This window comes from Candidatus Magnetaquiglobus chichijimensis (assembly GCF_045865675.1).
GTDB classification, from domain to species: domain Bacteria; phylum Pseudomonadota; class Magnetococcia; order Magnetococcales; family Magnetaquicoccaceae; genus Magnetaquiglobus; species Magnetaquiglobus chichijimensis.
The window spans coordinates 20,923-45,505 of the sequence record NZ_BAAFGK010000002.1 but is presented as its reverse complement, the minus strand read 5'-3'; the positions used below and the strand labels follow the sequence as shown (position 1 = coordinate 45,505).

General features: G+C 58.3%; 20 protein-coding genes and 1 tRNA gene. 3 read left to right on the top strand and 18 right to left on the bottom strand.

Annotation, left to right across the window (positions count from 1 at the left end; translation table 11 throughout):
• Positions 1-11: 11 nt before the first annotated feature.
• From ACOY6C_RS02205 to ACOY6C_RS02175, 7 genes are all read right to left on the bottom strand, one after another.
• Positions 12-1,109: a restriction endonuclease gene (locus tag ACOY6C_RS02205; protein ID WP_420903847.1), complete on the bottom strand. Its 1,098-nt coding sequence runs from the start codon at positions 1,107-1,109 to the stop codon at positions 12-14.
• Positions 1,106-2,596: a TRM11 family SAM-dependent methyltransferase gene (locus ACOY6C_RS02200; protein WP_420903846.1), complete on the bottom strand. Its 1,491-nt coding sequence runs from the start codon at positions 2,594-2,596 to the stop codon at positions 1,106-1,108. The genes ACOY6C_RS02205 and ACOY6C_RS02200 overlap by 4 nt, the downstream gene beginning before the upstream one ends.
• A 1-nt stretch (position 2,597) precedes the next feature.
• The gene (locus ACOY6C_RS02195; RefSeq protein ID WP_420903845.1) at positions 2,598-3,719 is read right to left on the bottom strand and encodes an RNA methyltransferase; all 1,122 of its coding nucleotides are present in this window, start codon (positions 3,717-3,719) and stop codon (positions 2,598-2,600) included.
• Between the two features lie 553 nt (positions 3,720-4,272).
• Positions 4,273-4,348 (bottom strand) — tRNA-Ile (locus ACOY6C_RS02190).
• A 13-nt stretch (positions 4,349-4,361) separates the two neighbouring features.
• On the bottom strand, positions 4,362-6,353 hold the full coding sequence (gene rpoD, locus ACOY6C_RS02185) for an RNA polymerase sigma factor RpoD (RefSeq protein WP_420903844.1): 1,992 nt from the start codon (positions 6,351-6,353) through the stop codon (positions 4,362-4,364).
• Positions 6,354-6,706: 353 nt separating this feature from the next.
• The gene (gene dnaG, locus ACOY6C_RS02180; RefSeq protein ID WP_420903843.1) at positions 6,707-8,536 is read right to left on the bottom strand and encodes a DNA primase; all 1,830 of its coding nucleotides are present in this window, start codon (positions 8,534-8,536) and stop codon (positions 6,707-6,709) included.
• Between the two features lie 239 nt (positions 8,537-8,775).
• Complete coding sequence (locus tag ACOY6C_RS02175; RefSeq protein WP_420903842.1) at positions 8,776-9,126, bottom strand: histidine triad nucleotide-binding protein; 351 nt, start codon at positions 9,124-9,126, stop codon at positions 8,776-8,778.
• A 469-nt stretch (positions 9,127-9,595) separates the two neighbouring features.
• On the opposite strand from ACOY6C_RS02175, the gene tviB reads away from it, so the two are divergent.
• Entirely contained in the window at positions 9,596-10,873 is a 1,278-nt protein-coding gene (gene tviB, locus ACOY6C_RS02170; RefSeq protein WP_420903841.1) for a Vi polysaccharide biosynthesis UDP-N-acetylglucosamine C-6 dehydrogenase TviB, read from the top strand.
• 86 nt (positions 10,874-10,959) lie between these two features.
• Entirely contained in the window at positions 10,960-12,216 is a 1,257-nt protein-coding gene (locus tag ACOY6C_RS02165; RefSeq protein WP_420903840.1) for a TIGR04372 family glycosyltransferase, read from the top strand.
• Between the two features lie 258 nt (positions 12,217-12,474).
• Here the strand turns inward: ACOY6C_RS02165 and ACOY6C_RS02160 are convergent, their stop codons facing one another.
• From ACOY6C_RS02160 to ACOY6C_RS02110, 11 genes are all read right to left on the bottom strand, one after another.
• On the bottom strand, positions 12,475-14,448 hold the full coding sequence (locus tag ACOY6C_RS02160; RefSeq protein ID WP_420903839.1) for an NHL repeat-containing protein: 1,974 nt from the start codon (positions 14,446-14,448) through the stop codon (positions 12,475-12,477).
• Between the two features lie 545 nt (positions 14,449-14,993).
• Entirely contained in the window at positions 14,994-15,773 is a 780-nt protein-coding gene (fliP, locus tag ACOY6C_RS02155) for a flagellar type III secretion system pore protein FliP (protein WP_420903838.1), read from the bottom strand.
• Positions 15,770-16,153, bottom strand: a complete 384-nt coding sequence (locus ACOY6C_RS02150) for a flagellar biosynthetic protein FliO (protein WP_420903837.1) — start codon at positions 16,151-16,153, stop codon at positions 15,770-15,772. Before ACOY6C_RS02150 ends, fliP begins: the two co-directional genes overlap by 4 nt.
• Positions 16,150-16,545, bottom strand: coding sequence for a flagellar motor switch protein FliN (fliN, locus tag ACOY6C_RS02145; protein WP_420903836.1), 396 nt, complete (start codon positions 16,543-16,545; stop codon positions 16,150-16,152). The genes ACOY6C_RS02150 and fliN overlap by 4 nt, the downstream gene beginning before the upstream one ends.
• Positions 16,546-16,633: 88 nt before the next feature.
• Complete coding sequence (gene fliM, locus ACOY6C_RS02140) at positions 16,634-17,626, bottom strand: flagellar motor switch protein FliM (RefSeq protein ID WP_420903835.1); 993 nt, start codon at positions 17,624-17,626, stop codon at positions 16,634-16,636.
• A 33-nt stretch (positions 17,627-17,659) separates the two neighbouring features.
• The gene (locus ACOY6C_RS02135; protein WP_420903834.1) at positions 17,660-18,256 is read right to left on the bottom strand and encodes a flagellar basal body-associated FliL family protein; all 597 of its coding nucleotides are present in this window, start codon (positions 18,254-18,256) and stop codon (positions 17,660-17,662) included.
• A 111-nt stretch (positions 18,257-18,367) separates the two neighbouring features.
• Positions 18,368-19,639, bottom strand: coding sequence for a flagellar hook protein FlgE (locus ACOY6C_RS02130; RefSeq protein ID WP_420903833.1), 1,272 nt, complete (start codon positions 19,637-19,639; stop codon positions 18,368-18,370).
• A 64-nt stretch (positions 19,640-19,703) separates the two neighbouring features.
• The gene (locus ACOY6C_RS02125; protein ID WP_420903832.1) at positions 19,704-20,360 is read right to left on the bottom strand and encodes a flagellar hook assembly protein FlgD; all 657 of its coding nucleotides are present in this window, start codon (positions 20,358-20,360) and stop codon (positions 19,704-19,706) included.
• Between the two features lie 161 nt (positions 20,361-20,521).
• Positions 20,522-21,868 carry a flagellar hook-length control protein FliK gene (locus ACOY6C_RS02120; RefSeq protein WP_420903831.1) on the bottom strand — a complete coding sequence of 449 codons (1,347 nt, stop codon included), beginning with the start codon at positions 21,866-21,868 and terminating at the stop codon, positions 20,522-20,524.
• A 374-nt stretch (positions 21,869-22,242) separates the two neighbouring features.
• A complete protein-coding gene (locus tag ACOY6C_RS02115) occupies positions 22,243-22,905 on the bottom strand; it encodes a hypothetical protein (RefSeq protein ID WP_420903830.1) in 663 nt (220 codons plus the stop codon).
• Positions 22,906-23,102: 197 nt separating this feature from the next.
• Positions 23,103-23,315, bottom strand: coding sequence for a hypothetical protein (locus ACOY6C_RS02110; protein WP_420903829.1), 213 nt, complete (start codon positions 23,313-23,315; stop codon positions 23,103-23,105).
• A 108-nt stretch (positions 23,316-23,423) separates the two neighbouring features.
• On the opposite strand from ACOY6C_RS02110, the gene ACOY6C_RS02105 reads away from it, so the two are divergent.
• The gene (locus ACOY6C_RS02105) at positions 23,424-24,521 is read left to right on the top strand and encodes a hypothetical protein (protein ID WP_420903828.1); all 1,098 of its coding nucleotides are present in this window, start codon (positions 23,424-23,426) and stop codon (positions 24,519-24,521) included.
• Positions 24,522-24,583 lie beyond the last annotated feature (62 nt).

Genomic DNA, 24,583 nt, shown 5'->3' with positions numbered 1-24,583 from the left:
TGTTATTAAAATTATTTTAATTTAGTTTTAATGCCTGCATGCACGCCAGCAACTGCATTGAACTCTGTATTTGACATGTAACCGTACTGCTTTCCCTGATGACCTATAAAGTTGACTGCATAAGGGAAGAGAGACTGGTATTGAGGCGATCTTTGGCGAAAAAGCCTAAGTTCGTAACTGGCTTCACCAACGCGACTTATCGCCGCAAGGTCGCCTTCCCTCGCAAGACCAGAGTGCCTAAGTGATCCAGTACCGAGCCGGAAATCAAGATTGTTCTCGGCCTCAAATGTCACGCGGCATTCTTCGACCACACTGTCAAGATCGATGTATGTCATCGATACCAAGCAAGAGTAAGTTGCTTTTTGACCTCTTCTATTCCTAATAGTCAACGGAGGAAAGAAGTCATAGCAGTCCTTGCTCAGCCAAAAGTATTGCGTGCCCTTAGCCGCTTTAGTGCCTCTATCCGCATTGACACGTGCCGTGTCAGAGTGGCTCAGCCGAAGAAGCAAGGTCACTTCGTCCGTGTCGTCAAGAACGATGTCTGCGGATTGTTCGTCGTAAAGAAGCTGCCAAGCTGGTGCATCAAGGTCCGCGAGTGTAGGCTGATACATCTTCCATTGTTGGGCGAGCATACTTTGTAACAATGCGTGCCAAGAAAAGTTCATCGCTTTTGTCGAAGCCTGATCAAGGAGCACAGACATTTCAACGTTCTGGGACATACCGGGGCCGGTGAAGTTGCCCGACGTAACCACAAGAAAATCGCCCCGCTTGCTGTATACTCCGTAGCACTTCGCGTGCAGCAGTCGTTTTCGATTGACTATATGAACCTCTGCACCACATTCCAACATCTCACGGACAACCTGTTTGCTGGTGAGCCGGGAGTTCGTGCTCCCGGAGAAAACAGCGATGATATTACCCCCTCGCAGATTGTGATTTCGGAAGGTTTCAAAAAATCGAACCCCCCCATTATAATTACCGAAACCGGATACAACGAAAATAGTGCCATCACCAGGAGTGTGCTCACGCACCCAAACACGCTCCAAGAGGTTGACCAAACCTTTACTGTGGCCTGTAGCGTAAACGTTAGGATGTAGCGTTAACTCATTCATGCGGCCCTCACGATGACTAGCCCTTCAGAGTGTACAGCGTTCCCTATGTGATAGCCATACCTTTGGTATGTCTGTAGTGGAATTGTTTCGATGTGTTTCCACCCGCTGACCTCCGCTAAATCAGCCAGATGCTGCGGGGTGTCAATATCGAAACGTTTCCCACTCAGTACCGTGTGGTTTTTGCCGACAATGAGAGCGAAAGGCGCTCCATCCTTCATGATCGAACGAAGAGATTTAAAAACATCAGCCATTCCAGCAAAATATCTATAAAGCAAGAGAGGAACCGCCTGACGACGAAAACCATCGCTCTCTGATAATGCTTCTTGTAGGATCTGGCAACACTTCAACTGTGCCAATGGCAGATTGGAGTTATTCGCCATCAAGCTTTCAAGAAGGACTCGCTTTGAGCCGCGCACCTCTCGACTACCAACAAGGCAAGCCTCCAGTGGAAGTATCTCCATGGGAGATACAAGCCTAAGCCAGATCAGACTAAGACGTTGCGTATCGATGTATGGGAGAGCCATGGCATAAGGCGGGCTCGTTAGCGCACAGTCAAACAGCCCCCCCCCAACATGCAGTTTTTTGGTATTGAGTACCCTGCTGTCCAAAAGTATAGCTTTGCAATCGGCAGATGGACGATGCAGGATCGACTGTGCATCATCGATCTTGGCTAGAAACTGCAGTGCGGCCTCCTCGAAAGCTTCGATAAACGGCTTCTCAGGGAGAGACGTCTTCCGCCGCCTGATGCGAAGGTCGTGCGGGTCTTGTAGCGAGTATTCGCGGAGTAAGTTGCTTGCAATGGTCAACAGGATTGCTCTACTTGGCTCAGCTACTGACTCAATGGCCAAGCGCAGACTTTCGATGGCATAAAAAATTTCGACATCGAACCACGATAGTAAATAGTCCCTGCGTGCATCATCCGGTGACGTCTTTGATATCTTGAAGGATAACTGCCGCTTCACTGCGCTTGCCAACTCGCGCCGCAACTCACCTGTAGGCAAACGCACCGCATCAAGTTTGGCATTAGCAATAAAAATAGCGAGCGGGTTTATATCGGTCCCAACCGCTTGCATTCCCATGTGTGCACATTCCAGCAACGAAGTACCGGAACCGCAGAAGGGATCAATGACACGGGCCCCTAACTGCACATTGAGAATGTTCAAAATAGCTCTAGCTATCTGCGGATTAAACTTGCCCTTGTATTCATGGATCCCGTGGGCTGAATAACGGGTAGATTGACGGTTCATCCCATTGCCGTTCATACGTTCAAGCTTTGCCTGCATCGTGGGGGAAAGTTCATCACCCTCCTTGGTTGCTGCGAAGTACACCAAGCGCTCAGCAACGGTCATGTCAATACTTCCCTGCAGCAAGATTCCCCTGGCTGTGTCAAACAGCTCTGCCTTAGGAATAAGGGTACTCACCTCGCGACGTGCTAAATCAAGTTCGTAGGGGTAGTAGCGGTAAGAGTGCCGGACAAGCTCCACCATCTCATGCCTCGTTTTTCTGCATGATAAGTACTGTTTCTGTTTTAATATTGGCGTGTGCCAGATTGAATGACTTGCGAGACGACGAGATGACGCGCTCAACCCGAGAAACAACGCCGAAGCCATGCTCGCCCGCGACAGCTTGAATGATGTCGGCGTTATTGATGATGCGACCGTGGATTTTAGAGCGTCCTATAACAAAACAAGCGTATCCGCGCTTCACTAGTACTTGGTCTATTAGATCAAAGGTGCTTCGCATCTGCTCCCAAAAGTTTTCTTCAGTGTGGCACTTACGTTTAAAGAAATGCGCTCGTGCGCCAATCTCCTGCTCTTTAACCGCTAGAGGATCGTACCCAAGCCACCACATCCGATACTTATGATAGAGCCAGTACTCGTATGCGTTAGGGTACGGTGGAGATGTGATAACCAAGCCGATACGTCCGGGCAAGTCTTCTGGCTTCAATCTGAGCGTATTCGCTTCAATGACCGTAACCGATGACTGTGGCCAGTTCCTGGCGAGAAGGGCTTTGTTCAATTTTTTCACAGCAGCAATAAACTGCTCAAAAACATCTTCTTTAGAGACTTCCTTCTCAACGTAGGCATATCTAGTATCGCTATCTTGGTTTGAGACTCGCACCAAAATCGACGAGAGCGCTAGGCGTAAAGCGTCAAGGATTTCTCCTGTGTGGATGCCGTTGATTTCTTCGAGCAACGCTGAGATGGCGAGTTGAACGTCTCGCTTAAACCAGTGATCGATGTTCGAGATGCTCGATCGTGTAGGAGATATATTTTTTTGTGCTGCGGCGTTCACTAACTCCGCATTATCCAGAAGCCCAACCGGATTTTTCGCCGTCTTAACCCTAGAGATAAGACAAGCAATTGGATTAAGATCAACACCAACTGATGGTATACCGCGACGTTGCGCTTCTAGCAAAGTAGTACCACTGCCGACAAACGGATCGAATACGAAAGTGTTAACTGGTACTGGAAGCACGTCGAGCAGTGCACGCGGGATATCACCGATAAACTTTGCTGGATATGGATGAATAGCCTCGATAGCCGGTGCGTGCTGTCTGTCTGCAAAGCTCCAATCAATGCGCGCAATGCGGGACTGCAAATCTAGCACATCGTGTCTGTTGCTGGCTACAGCAAGATCTGCTATAGGAAAGCTCTGTGATAACATATTTAGTACGCCGAAATCTGGGTGCAGTACATGCAGCTACAATCCAAGGCTATTGAATGTATTTTTATTTCTTCACCAATATCGTCATAACAACTCAGAATATATCTACAAAAATTTTCTCTGCTTTTACCAGAACGCACCCTCGGAAATGCCATAGACCCAGTGTGGACCCAGGTTCGAATCTTTCCGCCATTCTCCGCAACCAACTTTCACATCGAACCAGTCCAACATCAGGAGTCAATAATATTCTCCCAATATCATGTCGTTAAGTGGGTCCGTAATTTCCGGACCCACCCATAGCGGGTCCACAGGTTTTGGAGAATGGGTCCGGAGAGAGAATGGAAACCGCCCATTTCGACTCCCGCAAGTCCGAAATTCGACCAAGTGCGTTTTCGAACCGTCCCGCGTAACCATTGGAAACATTGGACTTTTTCGCTCCTGTTCAGGCAACCCCGAAACTCACTCCCGACAACGAGAAAACCTATGAAAATCAAAATGGTGGGCCCACCAGGATTCGAACCTGGGACCGACCGGTTATGAGCCGGCGGCTCTGACCGCTGAGCTATAGGCCCTGACTTGCGGAGATCATGACTCCAGGAAGCTGCGGAGTTTCCGGGAGCGCGTCGGATGGCGCAGTTTGCGCAACGCCTTGGCTTCGATCTGCCGGATTCTCTCACGGGTGACGTGGAACTGCTTGCCCACCTCCTCCAACGTGTGGTCCGTATGCACACCAATGCCGAAACGCATGCGCAACACGTTCTCCTCGCGATCGGTCAGGGTCTTCAACACCCGACCCGTGGTATCGCGCAGATTGGCCATGATCGCCAGTTCCGACGGAGAGAGCATGGACTTGTCCTCGATGAAATCTCCCAGATGCGAATCCTCCTCGTCGCCCACCGGGGTCTCCAAGGAGATCGGCTCCTTGGCGATCTTCAACACCTTGCGCACCTTGTCGAGCGACATCTCCATGCGCTCGGCGATCTCCTCCGGGGTCGGCTCGCGACCCATCTCCTGAACCATCTGCCGGCTGGTGCGCACCAGTTTGTTGATCGTCTCGATCATGTGCACCGGGATACGAATGGTGCGCGCCTGATCGGCGATCGAACGGGTGATCGCCTGACGGATCCACCAGGTGGCATAGGTCGAAAACTTGTACCCGCGCCGCCATTCGAACTTGTCCACCGCCTTCATCAGGCCGATGTTCCCCTCCTGGATCAAGTCCAGAAACTGCAAGCCGCGATTGGTGTACTTCTTGGCGATCGAAATCACCAGCCTCAGGTTGGCCTCGACCATCTCCTTCTTGGCCCAGCTCGCCTTGCGTTCGCCAGAGATGATCTTTTTGTTGGTGTTTTTCAAATCCGTGACCGTTTGCCCCGCTTCGGCCTCGATCTCGGTGATGCGATCCCGCAGGGCGTACAGCTCCTCGCGACGCTCGTAAAAACGCTGCCAGGAGGCGGACGGATGGGTGGAGAACTTGTCCACCCACGCCTTGTTGCCGTCGCTGCCCTGATACTCCTTCAAGAAGGTCTTTTTCGGCACGCCGGCGATCTCGGAGATTTTAAGAATCTCCATCTCCACTTCGCGCACCCGCTCGACGTATTTCTTCAAAATACGTACCATGCGATCGATCTGCTTGAAGGAGAACTTGATCCCCACCACCGCCTTGACGATCCGTTCGCGCCGATCCCGATAACGACGCCGCAACCGCTTCACCCCGGCGGCATCGCCGGCCAGACGACTCTTCTCCTGTTCGACGCGGATCTCGTTGAGAACCACGTTGTCCGCGGCGATCGAATCGAAGACCGCCTGGGTCTGCTCCAGCAACTCCTGAATGCGGAGATTCTCTTCCTCCACACTCTTCTTGATCAGCCCATCCGCCCCTTCCAGCTCGGGACCATCCTCGTCATCCAACAGCTCATCGGACTTGTCATCCAGATCGTCGTCCTCGTCCAGATCATCCTCGTCCTCGTCCTCATCTCCCTCCTCGTCCTCGCCCAACTCGTGGGAAGGCGCCGGAATATCGAGGATATCCCGCAGACTCACCTGGCCGTTGCGCAGCTTCTCGGCGAGCAGAATGATCTCCTGGAAGGTCACCGGCGAATCGCAGATCGCCGAAATCACCTCATTGCGACCCGCCTCGATCCTCTGGGCGATCATGATCTCACCCTCGCGGGTCAAAAGATCCACCGACCCCATCTCACGCAGATACATGCGCACCGGATCGTCGGTCTTGCCCAGGTCGATATCTTCGATGCCGCTATCCGAACCGCCCCGCTTGCCGAACAGATCGTCGGCATCGTCCACGTCGTCCACGTCCACGTCGCCGAGATCCACATCCATCTCGACATCCACGTCCACGTCGCCCAGGGGGATCGACTTGATGGAGGAGACCACCTCCGGCTCTTCCACCAGATGAATCCCCAGATCATCGAGCACGTTCACCACGTCCTCGATCTGTTCGGGAATGTTGACATTGTGCGGGAGCACGTCGTTGACTTCGTCGTAGGTCAAGAAGCCACGCTCCTTGCCCCGAGCGATCAGATGTTTCATCTGGTCCAGCTTGGAATCATCACCCATGCTATGCATCCATCTCCCGAGCGTTCATATCCGTGATGCCGACCTCATTCCCCCCGCACGGCGCGCGCGGCACCGTCCCATCCCCGACCTGAAAGGCATGGCCATCCGATTCGGCCCGTGACCGACCGTGACGCCACCACCCCTTACGCCCCACCCACCGAGATCGAATCGATCTTAAGAGACTGTTTGGCCTTTGCCAAACAGAGCCCCAGGGCGTGTTGACCTGTGCGTCAGCGGCCTTGATACGGCGTTGCGACGCCCCTTCGCTGCGCACATACTCCCGTGTATGCTGCGCTGCGAAGGGTCATCGCGCCTTGTTCTGAAGGCTCGCTGCCTTCCTGTGTCAACACGCTCTAACGGGCGCCAGGCACCTTTTGTTCCAGAACCCGGCGTTCTTCGAGTTTCAAGGCGCGGCAACGGCTCGTCAGACCATCGTCCGGATCCCCTTCCAGTTCGATGCGACGCATCAACGCATCCCGTTCACGACGCAGGGCGCGCACATGCACGCTGATCAGGCAACCGTCGAACTCTTCGTCGATCCGCTCCAGGGCGATCTCCTCCGCGACCAGGATCTCCCGGGCCAGGCTGGCCAGGCCGGGAGTCGAAATCCACTCCATGGGCCACGCCTTGGGGGACTCCTCGAAGAGATGGCTCCATTCGATCAATTCGGCCAACAGCAGGCCGAGTTGAGCATTTTCCAACGTCAGGCGACTCAACGCCTCTTCGCGTTCCCGGACCAGGCGCGGATGACGCAACGCCAACGCCAACAAGGCCTGTTCGTGATCCCGTTGCGTCGTGACCCGCGCCCTCGGCGCGGAAGAGGACGGGTATCGTCCACGCGACGGCATGGACGGCACCGGAGTGGCGACACGACGCCTGGCGGCTTCCGCGTGTTCTCCGGCCTGGGAGAATGACAGCGGGATATGCAGCCGTTGACTGAGTGTTTCCAGGTAAAGTTCCCGCAATAACGGGTCTTTCACCCTGGATACGAGCGGCCTGGCCCGATGCAGCACGGCGGCTCGGCCTTCCGGGTCGGCGGCGTTCAAGCCATCGCCGAGTTTGCGGATCAGAAAATCGACCGGCGCGATGGCGGTTTCGATGCGCCGGTTGAAACCCGTCGCCCCTTCGCGTCGTACCACCTCATCCGGATCCTCGCCCTTGGGCAGGAACAGGAAACTGGCATGGTGATCCGCCTCCAGGCCATCGAAATAGAGTTCCAACGCCCGCCAGGCCGCCTTTTCGCCCGCCGTGTCGCCATCGAAACAAAAGACGACGCGCCGTGTCTGTCCCCACAACAGCCGCAGGTGATCCGCCGTCATGGCCGTGCCCAGGGTGGCGACCACCGCCTCAATGCCGTGTTCCACCAGGGCGAGGCGATCCATGTACCCTTCCACGACGATGGCCGCGCCGGCCTTGGCGATCGGCGCGCGCGCCCGATCCAGTCCGTAGAGGAGCTTGCCCTTCTGGAACAGCTCGGTTTCCGGCGAGTTCAGATATTTCGGCTCGCCCGCCACCATCAGGCGTCCCCCAAAGCCGACACAGCGCCCCTTGATATCGTGGATGGGAAACAGCACCCGGTCCCGAAAACGGTCATAGGGCCGTTCCCCTGGCCCCTTGCGGGTCACCAGTCCGACAGATTCCAACAGATCGCCCGCCGCCTCGCCACCCCCCAGATGATCCAGAAGCGCGCTCCAACCCGGTGGTGCGTATCCCAACCCCTCGCGCTGCACGATCTCGGGCTGCAAGCCTCGTCCGGTCAGATAGCGTCGGGCCGCGGCTCCTCCCGGAGCCTGCAGAGCCGCGCGATAGAACTCCCGCGCCGCGGCCAGGGTCTCGAACAGTTTTTTCCGTTGCTCCGCGCGTCGCAGGGACTCGGGATCCTCATGCGTCTCGCGCGGCAGTGGGATGCCGGTCAGGGCGGCCAACTCCTCGACCGCCTCGTTGAAGCCGACCCCCCTGGTCTTCATCACGAAGCCGAAGGCGTCGCCCCCCTCCCCACAGCCAAAACACTTGAATCCCTTGTCCGGTCGCACCGAAAACGAAGGGGTCTTTTCGTTGTGGAACGGACAAAGACCCAGCCACGCGCTCCCCTGTTTTTTCAAAGGAACGCGACGCCCGATCAGATCCAAAAGATCCACCCGGTCACGGATCAGATCGATGAGAGAGTCGGGATACCGGGCCATCGGGCCATCCACGGACGCCATGCAATCATGATACGAAAGGTGGGCGGGAGGACAGGCTTGTTTCCCCCTGCCGTCGTCCACCTTGGGTACGCCAGCGGTCCTCCATGCCCATGCCGAACCATCCGAACCCATGGGATCCGGACGTTTCGGCATAACATTTTATTTGACAACGCCAGAGAAAATTTGTCAAGTCCCGGACCCGATTTTTCGACCCGGACATCTTCCATGGCGGAAGAATCTCAGCGACTCACCATGGGGCCGACCCGACGTCCGCCGAGGATATGGGCATGCAGGTGATCCACCTCCTGGCCGCCGTGCTCACGGGTATTGACGATCAGACGGTAACCGCTCTCGGCCACGCCCAATTCGCGCGCCACATGCGCCACCCGCTCCAACAGATGCCCGGCCACGACGCGATCCTCGACCGTCAGATCATCCAGGCTGGCCAGATGCCGCTTGGGGATCACCAGGGCATGCACCGGGGTTTGCGGCTGGATGTCGTGAAAGGCCAGCACCTGTTCATCCTCATAGATCTTCTTCGCGGGGATGGCGCCCTTGATGATCTTGCAAAAAATGCACGTTTCGGACATGCGTGATCTCCGTTGCATGGGTATAAGGTGGAGCGGACATTGTGCCGCACTTTGGGCTTTTGCGCCACCGTTTGGCCATCTTCGCGCGGCTTGAATCCTTAGATTGATCCGGCGCGATCCCAGCTCGGTTTCCCCCGCCATTGAGCGGAGAAAGGGGGGAAAACTGAAACAAAGACAAGACAACCCGGCCATTTTTCTATCAAAGATGCGTCCGATTGCGAGGGAGACGAACCCTGTGGCGGCAAGCGCCCGCATCCCGTCCCAGCCCATTCGGACACCGAACCGCGCCCCCCTCTCCCGACGCTTGACACCACGCCATGGCAAAAGGCATGATCCACTCCTGGGCCTGTTGGAGAACGTCCCCCCCTCCCCCTTCGTGGCGTCCCGTCCGGTGCGTTCCACCGGGATCCAGGACACGGGTTGACCGGACCGCCAACGAATCTTCAACCACGCAGCTTCGGATCACACCATGCAGAGCATCGAAGGGATCAAACTGGCGATCATCGGTCTCGGTTATGTGGGCCTGCCCCTGGCCGTGGAGTTCGGCAAAAAGCGCCCGGTGGTCGGGTTCGACATCAATCCGGCGCGCATCGACGAGCTGCGGGCCGGCCACGACAGCACCCTCGAAACCACCCGCGACGATCTGCTGGCCGCCAAACATCTGACCTTTACCACGGAAACCGGGGCGCTTGCCGCCTGCAACACCTTCATCGTCACCGTGCCCACCCCGATCGACGACCACAAGCGTCCCGATCTCACCCCTTTGATCAAGGCCAGCGAAACCGTGGGCCGGGTGCTCAAACCCGGTGATCTGGTCATCTACGAATCGACCGTCTATCCCGGCTGCACCGAAGAGGATTGCGTGCCCATCCTGGAAAAGTTCTCCGGACTGCGCTTCAACATCGATTTCTTCGCCGGCTACTCACCCGAGCGCATCAATCCGGGTGATCACGCCCATCGCGTCACCAACATCCGCAAGGTGACCTCCGGGTCCACCCCCGCCTGCGCCGATCTGGTCGATGCCCTCTACAACGAGATCATCTCGGTCGGCACCCACAAGGCTTCGTGCATCCGGGTCGCCGAGGCGGCCAAGGTGATCGAAAACACCCAACGGGATGTCAACATCGCCCTGATCAACGAACTGGCGATCCTCTTCAACAAGATGGAGATCGATACCGAAGCCGTGCTCCAGGCCGCGGGCAGCAAATGGAATTTCCTCCCCTTCCGGCCTGGTCTGGTGGGCGGACACTGCATCGGCGTGGATCCCTATTATCTGACCCACAAGGCGCAAAGCGTCGGCCACCATCCGGAAATCATCCTGGCGGGTCGGCGCCTGAACGACGGCATGGGCGGTTATGTGGTGGCCCAGTTCGTGAAAGCCATGACCAAACGCCGTCTTCAGGTGAGCGGCGCGCGGATCCTGGTCATGGGACTGACCTTCAAGGAGAACTGTCCCGATCTGCGCAACACCCGCGTGGTGGACATCGTGCGCGAGCTGCACGATTACCAATGCCAGGTCGAGGTGTTCGATCCGTGGGTCTCGAAGGTGGATGCGCATCACGAATACGGCATCGCGCCCATCGCCCATCCGGAACCGCACGCTTACGATGGCATTATCCTTGCTGTGTCTCACCGTCAATTCCAGGAGATGGGCATCGCCACGATTCGCGGTTTCGGCAAGCCGGGACATGTGATCTACGATCTGAAATACCTCTTTGACGCGGACCAGACCGATCTGCGTTTGTAGGCACCGTTCGGATCCCCTGCACCCCGCTGCCCGCCCGATCTCCCGGCCCGATTCTCTCTTCCCGCCCGCTGATCGGAGTGCGCCCGATGTCGAAACCCCAGGCCTTTTATCCCTTTTTCCAGGTCGGACGGATCGGCGAGATCGCCATGCGCATTCCCAAGGCGCGCAACCTCTATCCGGAGAGCGAATACGACCTGACCATCCTGCTGCCCGACACCCAGATTCCCACCGCCAATCAGGCGGTCATCGATATCCTCTGTCGAGGGGTTCGGGTGAAGCATGTCGCCAGCGAACAAGAGGCGCGCGCGATGCACCAACAGGCCAAGGCCGAGGATCCGCGTGCCGTCTGGGTCGATCCGGATCCCGCGGCCAACTACGTCGAATACCTCAACCGCTTTCACGACCAGCCCAGGAGCTATTTTGCCTCCTTGGGCCGGGAAGATGTGGAAAAGGGGTGGCGGTTGCGCGAGAAACTCGGCATGCCGCGCAATGCCCGGATCGTCACCTGCCATGTGCGCGAGGCCGGCTATCTCGATCACAAGGCCGACATGTCCTATCACGGCTACCGCAACGCCGACATCCAGAACTTTTTTTACGCCCTCATCTATCTGATCAAGCGCGGCTACTGGGTGGTCCGTCTCGGGGATCGCTCCATGCGCCCCTTGAGCGACTTTCCGAACCATTTGATCGACGCCCCCTTCCATCCCGAGTACGAGCCGTTCTTCGACCCCTACTTCATTGCCAGCAGCGACTTCTATCTGGGCATGCTCTCCGGACCGAACACTCTGGCCGGCGCCTTCGGCGTGCCGCAACTGCTCACCAACGTCCCGCTCTCCTGCGCCTCGGAGGAGAACGAGGGGGACATGATGATCCCCAAAAAGTATTACTCGCACCAACTGGGACGGATGTTGACCTATGAGGAGATCCTGATGAGCCCGATCCTCGACTTCAATCGGCTCTATCTCTATCAGGAGTCGGAGATCGAGGTGATCGAGAACGCCTCCACCGAGATTTTCGCGGCGGTCTGGGAGATGGAGTCGCGGCTCAACGACCGCTATCCGTTCCGCGACGAGGCGGAACTCTCCCACGCGCGGGTCAAGCAGATCCAAAAAAAGGCCCATCTGTGGCGTCAGCACACCCTCACCCCGGACCACTATCCCCACTACCCCTTCATGGCCAGCTATCTGCTCAAGGGTCGGCTGAGTCACGAGTTCATCCGCATGCATCCGGGCTATCTGGGACACGATTTCCCGCGCATCGCCTGGGGATTCCATCCGCGCGTCGAGGGGCTGCCGGCACGTCTGGAGGCGTTTCATCGGGAGCGCATGCAGACATCGCTGTAGCGCATGCAGACATCGCTGTCACTTGCATGATGGGGGGAGAACCCCCTCACCCCCCCCTTTCCCATGGCCCGCCCTTCGGGCGTTCCATGGAAACTTGACAGGATGGGGGGAGAACCCCCTCACCCCCCCTTTCCCATGGCCCGCCCTTCGGGCGTTCCATGGAAACTTGACAGGATGGGGGGAGAACCCCCTCACCCCCCCTTTCCCATGGCCCGCCCTTCGGGCGTTCCATGGGAAAGGAACGTCCCGGACGGAGTATCAGGGAAGCAACCTGAGCACGACCAGATGGGTGTCCCTGGCATGGGGATCCTCGTGATTGCTCGAGTTGCCCACCACGATGATCCGTCCACGCTTCTCCACCATCACCCTGGCCACATGGTCGGTCACCGCGCCGACGGAGACCACCCGTCGCCCTTCGGGACCCAGGCTGGTGTCAGGCCGGCCATCGGCGAAAAATCGCGCGATGCCGATGGCGTAGAAAGACGATCCCCCGCCAGCAATCCGCCCCTCCTTGCGCTCACGGTCCACATCCCCGGCCACCAGCACCTTGCCATCCGGCAGAGGCACCGGCGGCGTCTGGGGACGCAGAGGACCGGTGGCCAGCATCAGGGTGCCATCGGTTCCAAAGGCGCCATCCGCGCCGCCATCGGGCAGCAGACGCAGGATGAGCAGTTGATTGGGGGTTGGACGGATCGCGACGCTGATCAGCACGCCGCCCGTAGGCAGGATCGACACCGTTGGCCGATCATAGACCCGCTTCTTCTCCATGAGACGAATCACCAGACCCTCCTTGCCAAACCCCTTGTCCAACGCGCCATCCGCGGCGTAACGGGCCACCACCAACCCGGAATGGCTCTCATCGGTTCGGGTCCCGGTGGCCACGATCTTGCCATCGGCTTGAACCGCGACTCCGGTGATTTCGGCACTGCCGCCCACATCGGTGGCCACCATGCCCTGCTCGCCGAAGCTCGGATCCGGCAATCCCTCTGCGGTGAGGCGCAGCAAAAAGAAGTGCCCCTTGTTGGAGAAGAATCCCGCCCCCAGATCCGGTCGTTGCACCTGGATCAGGTGGCTTCCGCCGATGAGAATCTTTCCATCCGGCTGAATCGCCAGGGCGTGCGGAAAGGATCCGCTCCCCGTGGACTGAATGAACACCCCCTGCTCCGCGAACCCCTCGTCCAGGGAACCATCGGGCCGATGCCGGGCCAGGGCCATGCCCTGTTTTTCGTGGCTGAGGTATCCATGACTGGCCACGACGATGGCGCCATCGTTCAGCACCGCGATATCCTTCGGACTGCCCGTGGGTCCGATGCGCGTGGCGACGATCCCACCCGTTCCGAACGTCCCGTCCAGTCTGCCGTCAGGCCGGATGCGGGCCAGACCGATGGTGGACTGAAACTTCTTGTCCGTCAGATGCATCGCCACGACGATCTTCCCGTCCGGCTGGATCAGACTGTCGATGGTACGGATGGTACGCGACTCGATGCCGATCTTGAGCAATCCGTCGTGCGCGAACCCCTTGTCCGGTTTGGCGAGCGCATCCACCTCCCCCTTGACGACCACCGCGGTCAAGGCATCCTGACTGACAGGCGGTGGTTCATCGGGGAGTTTCTCCTGCTCCATCAGGTGTTTTTCGATCTTCTGGCTGACCTCCTCGCGCAACGGCGCCCATTCGGATGCGGATCGGATGAGTTCGCCTTCCGAGACTCTCTTGTCGTTGAGAGCCGCATCGATCAGACCGGCTCCCTGTTTGCAAACCCACATCGGGGAGATCTCGTCCACATAGAGATCCGCGCGTTGCAAGGCGCGTCTGCCGGCCTCGCTGAAGACCTTGCGATTCTGTCGGGAACCGGAGGCCACCTCATGGGCGAATGCCGGGAGCAGTCCGACCCCCTGACGGGCGCTTTTGTCCCGGCAGCGCAGGGCATCGTATTCGGCGCGCGCCATGCCCACCACGAACCACTCCATGGCCTTGGACTTGTCGGTGGGCCAAAGGCGCCGGGACAGCTCGACGATGTAGAGCGGAGGGAGTGTGTTGGCGTCGGCCTCGAGCCGGGGAATCAGCACGCCGTTTTCGGACATGGGCCGGTTGTGCAGGATGAAAAAAGGATCGTTGTTGGTTTTCTCCTGTTGCCCGGACAAAGAAATATTTCCTTTGGGACTGGAGTCTGACAGGCTCGCCGCACGGGCCAACGGCACACCAGCAAGCAGGACGAACAAGAAGATCGTCATCAAAACGATTACATCTTCATGCAATGTTGTGCATTTATTGCTGTGAATGTGAAGATGAGTGCGGATTGCCATGCGAAACGCTCCCCAAAGTTATTTCAACAATGGGGCGCATGCTACCACCACCCGAGTATGCACGCAAACGTTTGTTTGTCCGCGCGCCGACTAATCCGGGACAACCGGCATGGTGAACAAAAACGTAACGATTCACGACCCCCACCATGGCAGGGGACGAAGGACCGAAGGTTCCCGGCTTAAGTGCGGAGACAGACTCTCCCAGGTTTGGCTGTTGACTTTGGATCCCACCGGGGGCCATTGGCCCCAGAACCCCGCCAAACAGAGAAGTCCTGAGTAGTGATACGAAAACAGACCTTCAGAATGGGAAGGAACCCCCTCCCCCCCGACCGTGAACCTCTCTTGGAACGTTCCATGAAAAAAACCGCCTCGCGGCGGTCTTTTTCATTCAGAACCCATTCACACCCATCACGACCCGACCGGTCGCCCCACGTCACCGGCACGAAACCACTTGGACGTTTGACGGCTCGCCATCACTTAAACGATTGCACCAGCGAACCGACCACCAGCGCCCACCCGTCCACCAGGACGAAAAGAATGAGCTTCACCGGCATGGAAATCACCAGCGGCGGGAGCATCATCATGCCCATGGACATGACCACGCTGGCCACCACCATGTCGATGATCAGAAAGGGCAGATAGATCATAAAGCCAATCTGGAAGGCGGTCTTCAACTCCGAGATCATGAAGGCCGGCACGATGAGGCGCAACGGGGTATCCGCCGGACTCGGGGCCTGTTTGATCCCGGACAGACGCATGAACAACTCCAGATCCTTGGCCCGGGTCTGACGCAGCATGAAGGAACGAACCGGCGCGATGGCCCTCTCCAACGCCTGCTCCTCGCTGATGGACTTGGCCATGTAGGGCTGGATGGACTCCTGATTCACCTTGTCGAAGACCGGACCCATCACGAAAAAGGTGATGAAGAGGGCCAGGGAGATGAGCACCTGGTTGGGGGGTTGTCCCTGCAAGCCCATGGCCTGGCGGACGAAGGACATGACCACGATCACGCGGGTGAAGGAGGTCACCATGATCAGCAGCGCCGGGGCCAGCGAAAAGAGGGTCATGAACCCCAGGATCTGGAGCCCCACCCCGACCTGATCCGGATCGGCCCGACCCGCAGCGTCACCCGTGGAGAGTTTCACCCCCGGCAGGGCGATGGAGGCCGCATCGACCAGACCCGGCCAGGCCAACACGCCTGCCGCCGCGACCAGCAGCGTACCCAACGCCAGAATGCGCGCCCTGGATTTCACGGTTGCGACCCCTTCAGATTGACAAGCTCCTCGGGCGTCATCTCGGCCAGCAGCGTCACCCGATCGCGGGAGACGCCGAGCAGCCAGGCGCGCGATCCGACGCGCACCAGACGCACCCCGACACCCGGAGAGAAATTGCGACCATCCTCGACCCGGATCGGACCCGTGCCGCCCATCTGCGGGACATACTTGCGCCCCACCCGCACGGCCACCGCGCCCAGGGCGATCAGCAGCAGCAGATATCCGGCCACGCGGGTCGCTTCGCCGAGCAGATCCACCGGTTCCGCCCCCTCTCCGGCCCAGACCGTCGAAATTCCGACACCGATCCAGACCAGCGCGACAGCCGCGCCGGTCCACATGGCACCGAGCGCCGGTCTCATCGACGCAGATTCTCCAGCCGTTCGCTCAACGACACGATGTCGGTGATGCGAATGCCGAGCTTATCCTTGATCATCACCACTTCGCCGTAGGCCAGCAGGCGATTGTTCACATGGATCTCCAACGGATCGTCCGCCTCGCGGCCCAACTCGATCAGGGATCCCTTGTTCAGTTTCAAAAGATCGCGGATCTGCATCTTCACCTGGCCAAGACGCACGGAGATCTCCAAAGAGACATCCATGAGAAGTTCCATGTTCTTCTCATTGACCACCGTGCTGCTCGAGCCCGACGAGGCGCGCTCACCGCCACCGCCGCCACCCAGCTCCAGCTCCTTGAGGATGTTGGGATCCAACAACGCACCCGTATCGTCCATAGCCACCTCGTCTGCAATCATGATCCGTGTTCTTGGCGCAAAGCACTCGAAGAGCCTTCCACGTCAAGGAGGGCGAGGGGAGCCTCTCCCCATCGAGTAAGTTAACGCGTCACTTGTCGAGCGGCAGGATCTGGGTGATGCGGATGGCCCGCTTCCCGTCCACGATCCCGGCCAGGCATCGATATTTGGCCTCGCCTTCCACCTCCACGTCCATCTCCTCGGAGAGTTCGTGGGAGAGCGGCAGCACGTCGCCGATCTGGAGATCCAGCATCTCCCGCACCGACATCTGCTCGCGGGAGACCACCGGCGAAAGGGCCAGCGGCACCAGTCCCAGCTGATGATGCAGCGCATCGATCCAGGCGGTCGAACCCTCGACCAGATCCTTCTGCTGGAAGCCGACCTTCAACTGCTGCTTGAACAACTCCAGGATCACCGCCGGGTAGCAGATGGTCAACGTCCCTTCCGAGTCGCCCACCTCCACCGCGAAGGAGATCAAAAACACCGTCTCGTCGAGCGGCATCACCGCCGCGAACTGCGGTTGATTCTCCCAGCGGGTCAACACCAGCTTGAAGGAGTTGTCGAGCTTCTTCCACGACAGTTCGATCTGCTCGCGGGTCACGTCCATGATGCGGTCGATGACCTTCATCTCGAAGGGCGAGAAGTTGCGGAACGGTCGTTCCGAATCCCCCGACCCGCCAAAAAAACCCTCGAGAATGTGGTACATCACCTCGCCATCGATGGCCAACAGGCTCATCGACTGGGAGGGCTCGACCCGCAGGATGTTGATGAAGATCGGCGGATCCAGACCATGCAGAAACCGACCGAAAATCTGGTTGGTGGTCGATTTCGGCTGAACATGCACCTCCCGTCCCACCTTCTGGGTCAGCTTGAAGGAGAGTTGCGAGGCCAGATGCTCGTTGATCAGGTCCAGACCGGGCAGCGCACCCACCCGGATGGCGGTCTTCTGGCCGAAGAAGAAGGAGGTGACTTTCTTCTCCTCCTTCTCCTCCTTGGCATCCTCGGGTTCTTCGAAATTGAGAGATCCGTCGTCCAGACCCGCCATCAAGGCGTCGATCTCTTCTGAGGAAAGGATCTGAGTCATCGTGTTTCCAATCCGAAGCAAAAGGCCCGGCGGTTATTGAATGACGAATTCCGTGAAATAGACCCGTGTGATGGATCCGTTCACCAAAAGCGCGTTGATCCGGGCCAGCAACTCCTCGCGCAGACGGAATTTGCCTTCCAGGGCCTGGAGTTCACGCGAGGACTTGGAGGTGAGGAGCGCCAGGATCACATCCTGCAACTGAGGCTTGCGCCGTTCCAACTCCATCTCCAGCGGCGACTTGGCGGCCTCCTTGCCCGCCGCCTCCCCACCACCGCCGTGTCCCCCGCCACCGCCACCGGCATCCTTCTTCTCGCCCTTGTCGCTCTTCTTGCCACCATCATCCATCTCCAACTGGATGGTGGTCTTGAGATAGCGATTGCCCTTGGGCTCGTTCAGGTTGACCACGAACGGGTCAAGCTTGAACATGGCGCCCACCATCTCTTCGGGCTTCTTGGATTTCTGTTCGGGCGTGGGTTCCAGCTTCTCGGTCTCCGCGACCTGCTTGCTGCCCATGGACGAGCCGAGAAAATAGCCGCCACCACCACCCAACAACAAGGCAACCACCGGGAGAATGATTTTCAACATTCCCCCTTTGCCTCCCCCCGATTCCTGTTCCGCTTCGTCCGCCATGAGACCCTTCCTTTGTTTTCATACCGAGTGTGTTGGGATCGGTTTTACGTTAACAAACCGCGACGCCATGCACAAAGCCTTTTGACCCGGATGACGTTTCAATCAATCGCGTCACCGCTTGAGCGAAATCAACTCCTCGAGCATGCCATCCGAAACCGACACGATGCGCGAGTTGGCCTGGAAGCCGCGTTGCGTGGTGATCATGCGGATGAACTCGTTGGAGATGTCCACATTGGACTGCTCCAGCGAGTTGGAGGCGATGCTGCCCAACCGACTGCTCTGAGGAATGCCGATCATCGGCTGTCCGGACTGGACGGTCGGCTTGTAAAGATTGGCGCCGATCTGCTCCAGGGCGTTCTCGTTGGTGAAATCCACCAGCGCGATCTGATACATCTTGCGGGTCTGCCCGTTGGTGTAGTGACCCGAAACGATGCCATCGCGATCAATGGCCAGAGTATCGAGATTCCCCGGCGGATAACCATCGGCGGTCCAGTTGCCGGTGGAGGACTCGCTGGCCACCTGGGTGCTGGCCGAAAGATCGAAGGCGAGCTTCAAGGGGGTGGTGGCGCCATTGGTAAGCGCAAACTCCAGGTTCACCGGGCTTCCGGATAGATACTGACCGCTCGTGTCGAACTTCAGAGTGCTGGCCGTGGTGGCCGTGCCGATCAAATCACCGGTGGACATATCCTGCTCCTGGGCGCTCCAGGACCACTCGTTGGCATTGGCGGTGCGGTTGAACTCCATGCGCAGGCTGTGCGGGTTGCCCTTCGAATCGTACACGCGCACCGAGGTGTGGAACGGCAGGGACGCAGTGGGACGATCGTCCAGATTGACCGGCAGGGTGACGCTGGTGCTGGCCGCGGCCAGATTCTCGTCGGCGGTCGGCAACAGGATGTCCTGCACCCCGGCCTCGCCGGAGACCAGATGGTTGCCATCCGCGTCGAGTTTCCAACCTTGAAGGCGCAGACCGCCGCCCGAGGTGATCAGATAGCCGTCCTTGTTCTTCTCGAAGGCGCCGGCACGGGTGTAGAAGGTATCCATCGGCAGAGCCAGGGAGTTCAGCTTGCTCGACAGGGCGTTGTCGCGCACCTTGAAGAATCCGCGACCGTCGATGCTCATGTCCGTGACATTGGCGGTGGAGACCGAACTCCCCTGCTTCATGTTCTGTTGGATGTCGGCCAGACCCACGCCGGTACCCACCTGATTCATGCTGCCGAGGCCGTTGGTGCCCACAGTCTGGATCAGCACGTCCTGAAACGAGGAGGTGCTCCCCTTGAAGGCGGTGGTGTTGGCGTTGGCCAGGTTGTTGCCGATCACGGTCATGGCCTCGCCGAAGTTGATCAAGGCGCTCGAACCGGAATACATCGCTTGCAAGATGGACATGAATGGCTCTCCGTGAAAATTCGACCCAGTGGTCTTATAGATATTTTGGTATGGATGTTCGCGATCAGCCCTGCTCGACCTGGCGAACGTCGGCGATGTTGACCTTGCGCCCGTTCATCTCCAGAACCACGCCGCTGGAGTCGTTGATCACCGCCTTTACCACCCCGGCCTCCAGGGTGGGAACCGCTTTCACGTTTCCGGAGGCGTCGGTCATGGTGACGGCGAACCGGTAGGTGCCATCCGGCAGATCCGAACCCTGAAGACTGACCTTCTGGGTGCCGCTGGTGAAGGTCTGCTCCATGGACTCGACCACCCGGCCATTGGCGTCGTAGACGTTGATGGTCGCCTTGCCGGCGCTCGGCATATCGAAGCGCACCGTGCCGGCTCCACCGGTCAGGATGGTCTGATCGCCATCCACCACCGCCGTCTTGCCGATGTAGGAGACCGCCTGGTTCAATTGATTGACGCCCTGGGCCGCGATCAGTTTTTCCAGAAGCGTATTGCTCTTCTGCTGCTCGCCAAGGCCGGTGAACTGGGCCATCTGGCTGGTGAACTCGGTGTTCTGCACCGGCTCGAGGGGATCCTGATACTGCAACTGGGCGGTCAGGAGCTTCAAGAAGTCGGTCCGCAACTCCTCAGCGCTCTGCGCCGATGTCTTGTTGGCGGTCGAGGTGCTGGTGCTTGCCGAAGAGACGCCATAAGCCGCGGTAGTGGTCATCATCGTACTCCCAAAAAACGTCCGAACCATTCAGGCGTCATCGCCCATGCGACGGATAGACCCCTGAAACACTTTATTCAAAATTCGCGCCAAACCCGCACGAAAGACATCCCCTCACCTCCCAACCGTGGGCCTCACGTCGGGCCCTTCACGATCAGGCGGCATCAGGCGAACAGACTCAATCCCGACAATCCTCCGCTCGCAGCCGGCGCGGAACGCACCGTTTCCGCGATCGGGACCGGACTCTCGGACTGGCCACGTCCTGACGCGCGCCAGGCAAGCCCCTCACGCCGCTCCTCGGTGGCGCCATTGCCCCCCTGGAAACCCCATTGCGCCGCCGCGTCGCCACCGCGTCCATCGTCCACATGCACCATCACTTCGCCCATGCCCAGATTCTGACGGGCCAAGGCCTCGCGCAGCTGCGGGATCTGCTTGTTCAGCAGATCCCGCGTCGCGTCCGACTCGGCGGTGATCATCACATGCACCCGCTGATCGTTGTCCACGGCCACGCGCAGATCGAGATTGCCCAATTCGCGCGGATTCAGGGAGATACGCATCTGCTCCGCGCCACCGGCACGGGAAATGAAACGCATCCGCCCCACCTCCCCGGCCAACTCGTCGCCAAACGCCGGCGACTGGGGCGAAAGGGTGTTCCCGGAGGTAACGCCCGGCTTCTCCCCCACGCCCCGCGCGCCGTCGGAAACCAGACGCATGGCCATGGCAAAATCGTTTTTTTCGTCCGTTGGCGTCAGGGAAGAAGGAAGATTAAGATCGGCTCGCGCCTGGGTCCGGCTGGCCAGCGTCTCCGCCAGCCCACGGGCCGGATTGTTGCCGGCCACCGTTGCCTCAAGGAGGGGTTGACCCGGTTGACCCGGTTGACCCGGATTGCCACCCGCCTCGACCACCGGCGGCATCGGCATGCCGGGTTGGCCGCCCTGCGACGGGATATTGGCGGATATGCCGGCCTGAGGTTGCGGCAGCGACTCCCCAGCCGCCATCACCGGCGCATGCGCACTGGCGTTGACGGCCAGAAGCGCGGCATGGGGCATGGCGAGCCAGGCCAACTCCTCTCCCTTCTTGCGGGTCGAACGCCCCTTGCCGTTGGCATTGGCCAACTCCCGAAGCGTTTTTTCCCCCACCGTCACGGCAGACTCGGACGTTTCCGCATCCGCGGCGCCGGACTCCTCATCGCTCTTGGCCGCTTCGGCATCGCTCTTCTGGGACTCCTGGGATTTTCGCGCCTGACCCGCCTCGCGCGCGTCGGCGACCTCGGCGGTCTCCTCGGCCTCGCGGGCCTCGCGGTCCGCATCCTCGGCCCGGGTGCGGACCGTCTCGGCACGCGCCTCCTCCCGCTCGGCGTTCAGGGTGGATTTGCGCGTTTCGGCCCGTTGCAACGCCTCCTCGAAGAAGCTACGGCTCCCCTCCTCGGCACTCTTGGCAACCGAGGGTCGCTCGGCGGACGCGGGCGGACGGGACTCCACCCGGGGCATGAACAGTTGCGACAAGGTCATGGTCTGTAACACTCCGCATCCGGTTCGGATTCATGAAGGATAAAGCATCCGAAACCCATGCATTCAAGCGTCGTGCCAGACCAGTATGAAGCGCCAAGAGGCGTTCAGGGGGGCAAAAGGGGGCAGGAAGGAGGATTGCGGGTTTTATCGCGGAATGTCACGGAGTGAAACAGCAGGCAAGAAGCTCCCTGCCCGGCAGTTTCTGCCCGATCAGGCCTCGGGCGTTTTTGCCGAATGATCCAAAGTAACGTGCATGATGGGGGGGAGAGAACCCCCTCACCCCCGTACCGTGGGGCTCCCTGGCGGGAGTTCCACGGTACGGGATGGCGCGTCAGGATGGCGATGGTTCTGAACCTCGTGTTCCGAAAACGCTCTCAGAGCACCTGCGGCAACAACGGTTTCTCAAAATTATGCAGTTCGATATGGTATAAAATTGCAGAATACAACAAGATATCCATCGGAGGAATCTTTTCGTCAGGTCTCATGCCTTTGGAGATGCGCATGGCCTTGATAAGATGCATTTCATAGGATTCCGCCCCTTCGTAGGTGGACGGCATCAGAAAACCCTCCTGTCCGATTTTTTCAAGCACTTTGCTGTCCAACTGCGCCACATCATCCAACCGATAACCATTTTCATGACTCAGATACGAATACAAAACATGCAAGGAACATATGAAAGCCAGAATTTCGTTGGCAAGCCGCACTTCCACAGACTGGCGGTCCGACGGGACATCCCGTGTACGTTCGCATATTCCGGCTTGCAGAATCGCCGCTGCCAAACAAGCGGCGATCTTATGCCGATCCATCAATTTGCAGCCAACCGTGGAAGACGGAGACACATCTCGATGAATTTTCTGCATTCTTTTATGTATGTCTTCACAAAAGCCCTCAAATGCCTCACGAACATTCCGTTCGGCATCAAGAGCAAACATCAGTCTTTTATCGCTTCTCGCAATCAACTCGTCTGCCTCGATTTGAACGAACCCTTTCCAGAACCGATCAAACAGTTGCAAAACCCCGGCGTGATTGCCGCTCATTGATGCCTGTCCCCTAACCCTAATCTCGATCCAACAAACAAGAAACAGTCAAGCATAACCGATCGTATTGCTTTTATCAACCCTTGATCACAACAACACCCCCTGGCCCAAGGCAAAAAAAATCCGAGATCATACCCAAAGCAGCCTTGGGATGATCTCGGACCAGAATTGGTAAAAAACATACGGGTGGGGCGTGTTTACGCCTCGGTCAAGGAGAGCAAGGACGAGCGGCCAGCACGACGCGGGGTGACCTTGCTGGGATCGAGACCCGTATTGGAAAGATACATCCAATCCGCAAACTCCTCTTCCGTCATCGGCTTGCGCCATTCAGACGACGCAGTGACCTGCCGGCCCACACGCACACGCGGCATCACAACGGTATCGCTTTTGAGTTTCGAATTTTCAGACATCTGATTGACTCCTGGTCCAGCGCATTACGGCTGACATCGCTTCCATCGTGTCCATCCCGCGTCCAAAGCAACGAAGCGACCTCCGCTTCAACCTTGACGAACCGGAACATGACGCGCACCATGCCACCATGCCTTGGCTTAAAACTTATCACAGCCACCGCAAGCAATCAACAGACTATTCTCCAATCCGTGATTTCTGCCCAACCGTGGAACCACGTTGACAGGCATGGCCTACACGACACCATATTCCTCACTTCACTCATGGAGACCAATATGCAAGACTTACTCCAAAAACAAGAATACCCACCGACACCACCCCCATCAGAACCCCGGGACAGAAAAACCGAGTATCGCCTGTTGCTCTTCCTGGCAGCGGACATGCAGAATTCAACCGCGATCAAATATCGATTTTCACGCAATAAAATGCCTGAGTGGAAAAAAATGTTACGCAATTTCCATGAAGGTCTGATCCGGAACTTCGTCGAGGAAATCAACCTGTTGAGCGCGTCAAGGAGGAGGGATCAACCCAGGGTCTGGAAGGCGCTCGGCGACGAAATCATTCTGACCGTCAATCCAGGCGATTTGCCGAATCTCAAACATTATCTGGCGGCATTCGGCAAGGCGGTCAAAGCCTACAATGCCGAACTGGCACAATCAGATCAGCAGATCTTTTCTCCGGCAGGAGAAGTTCTCAGGCTGCGACTCAAACCGCGCGCCTGGCTGGCGGACTTCCCCCTGAACAATCTGGAGATGGTGATCCCCGACGGCATCCTCGATCCAACACGCCCTGAGCGACCCTGGGCAAACGAAACCATCGATTTTGCCGGAAAAGCCATCGATACCGGATTCCGTCTTGGCGCCTTTGCCACCAGCCGCAAATTCGTGCTCTCGGCTGAGGTGGTCTGGGCCTTGGCCTGTGACCCGGAAGAAAAGCTCTTTCCCTTGTTTCACGAAGGATCCGCACCGCTCAAGGGTGTCCTGGGCGGTGATTCCTATCCCATCTTCTGGTGGGACTTAAAGAGTGGCGACACGCCTGAAGACCTCTGGATCGGACGCACGCCCATTCCGCCATCCAGCAACCCCTTGCTGCGCACCTTCTGCGAAAAATTCATCGGGATGGATTGCGATCCCTTGCTGCGGCCATACTTTACCGAACCACCCTCCCAGGTGACGGAGGCCATCCACCGCTTGCAGGAGGGGTACTGACCACGGACCGCCCATCACAAACGGCCTGGTTTCGAAACGGGTCGGATGCATGCGCTTCCCAC

Excerpts from the sequence above, each read along its gene's own strand:
- ACOY6C_RS02115 (WP_420903830.1), bottom strand. The coding sequence starts at position 22,905 with ATGAGCGGCAATCACGCCGGGGTTTTGCAACTGTTTGATCGGTTCTGG.
- ACOY6C_RS02175 (WP_420903842.1), bottom strand. The coding sequence starts at position 9,126 with ATGTCCGAAACGTGCATTTTTTGCAAGATCATCAAGGGCGCCATCCCC.
- fliN (WP_420903836.1), bottom strand. The coding sequence starts at position 16,545 with ATGATTGCAGACGAGGTGGCTATGGACGATACGGGTGCGTTGTTGGAT.
- ACOY6C_RS02130 (WP_420903833.1), bottom strand. The coding sequence starts at position 19,639 with ATGTCCATCTTGCAAGCGATGTATTCCGGTTCGAGCGCCTTGATCAAC.
- ACOY6C_RS02120 (WP_420903831.1), bottom strand. The coding sequence starts at position 21,868 with ATGACCTTGTCGCAACTGTTCATGCCCCGGGTGGAGTCCCGTCCGCCC.
- rpoD (WP_420903844.1), bottom strand. The coding sequence starts at position 6,353 with ATGGGTGATGATTCCAAGCTGGACCAGATGAAACATCTGATCGCTCGG.
- fliM (WP_420903835.1), bottom strand. The coding sequence starts at position 17,626 with ATGACTCAGATCCTTTCCTCAGAAGAGATCGACGCCTTGATGGCGGGT.
- ACOY6C_RS02205 (WP_420903847.1), bottom strand. The coding sequence starts at position 1,109 with ATGAATGAGTTAACGCTACATCCTAACGTTTACGCTACAGGCCACAGT.
- ACOY6C_RS02110 (WP_420903829.1), bottom strand. The coding sequence starts at position 23,315 with ATGTCTGAAAATTCGAAACTCAAAAGCGATACCGTTGTGATGCCGCGT.
- dnaG (WP_420903843.1), bottom strand. The coding sequence starts at position 8,536 with ATGGCCCGGTATCCCGACTCTCTCATCGATCTGATCCGTGACCGGGTG.
- ACOY6C_RS02150 (WP_420903837.1), bottom strand. The coding sequence starts at position 16,153 with ATGAGACCGGCGCTCGGTGCCATGTGGACCGGCGCGGCTGTCGCGCTG.
- ACOY6C_RS02200 (WP_420903846.1), bottom strand. The coding sequence starts at position 2,596 with ATGGTGGAGCTTGTCCGGCACTCTTACCGCTACTACCCCTACGAACTT.
- ACOY6C_RS02135 (WP_420903834.1), bottom strand. The coding sequence starts at position 18,256 with ATGGCGGACGAAGCGGAACAGGAATCGGGGGGAGGCAAAGGGGGAATG.
- ACOY6C_RS02105 (WP_420903828.1), top strand. The coding sequence starts at position 23,424 with ATGACGCGCACCATGCCACCATGCCTTGGCTTAAAACTTATCACAGCC.
- ACOY6C_RS02165 (WP_420903840.1), top strand. The coding sequence starts at position 10,960 with ATGTCGAAACCCCAGGCCTTTTATCCCTTTTTCCAGGTCGGACGGATC.
- ACOY6C_RS02125 (WP_420903832.1), bottom strand. The coding sequence starts at position 20,360 with ATGATGACCACTACCGCGGCTTATGGCGTCTCTTCGGCAAGCACCAGC.
- tviB (WP_420903841.1), top strand. The coding sequence starts at position 9,596 with ATGCAGAGCATCGAAGGGATCAAACTGGCGATCATCGGTCTCGGTTAT.
- ACOY6C_RS02160 (WP_420903839.1), bottom strand. The coding sequence starts at position 14,448 with ATGACGATCTTCTTGTTCGTCCTGCTTGCTGGTGTGCCGTTGGCCCGT.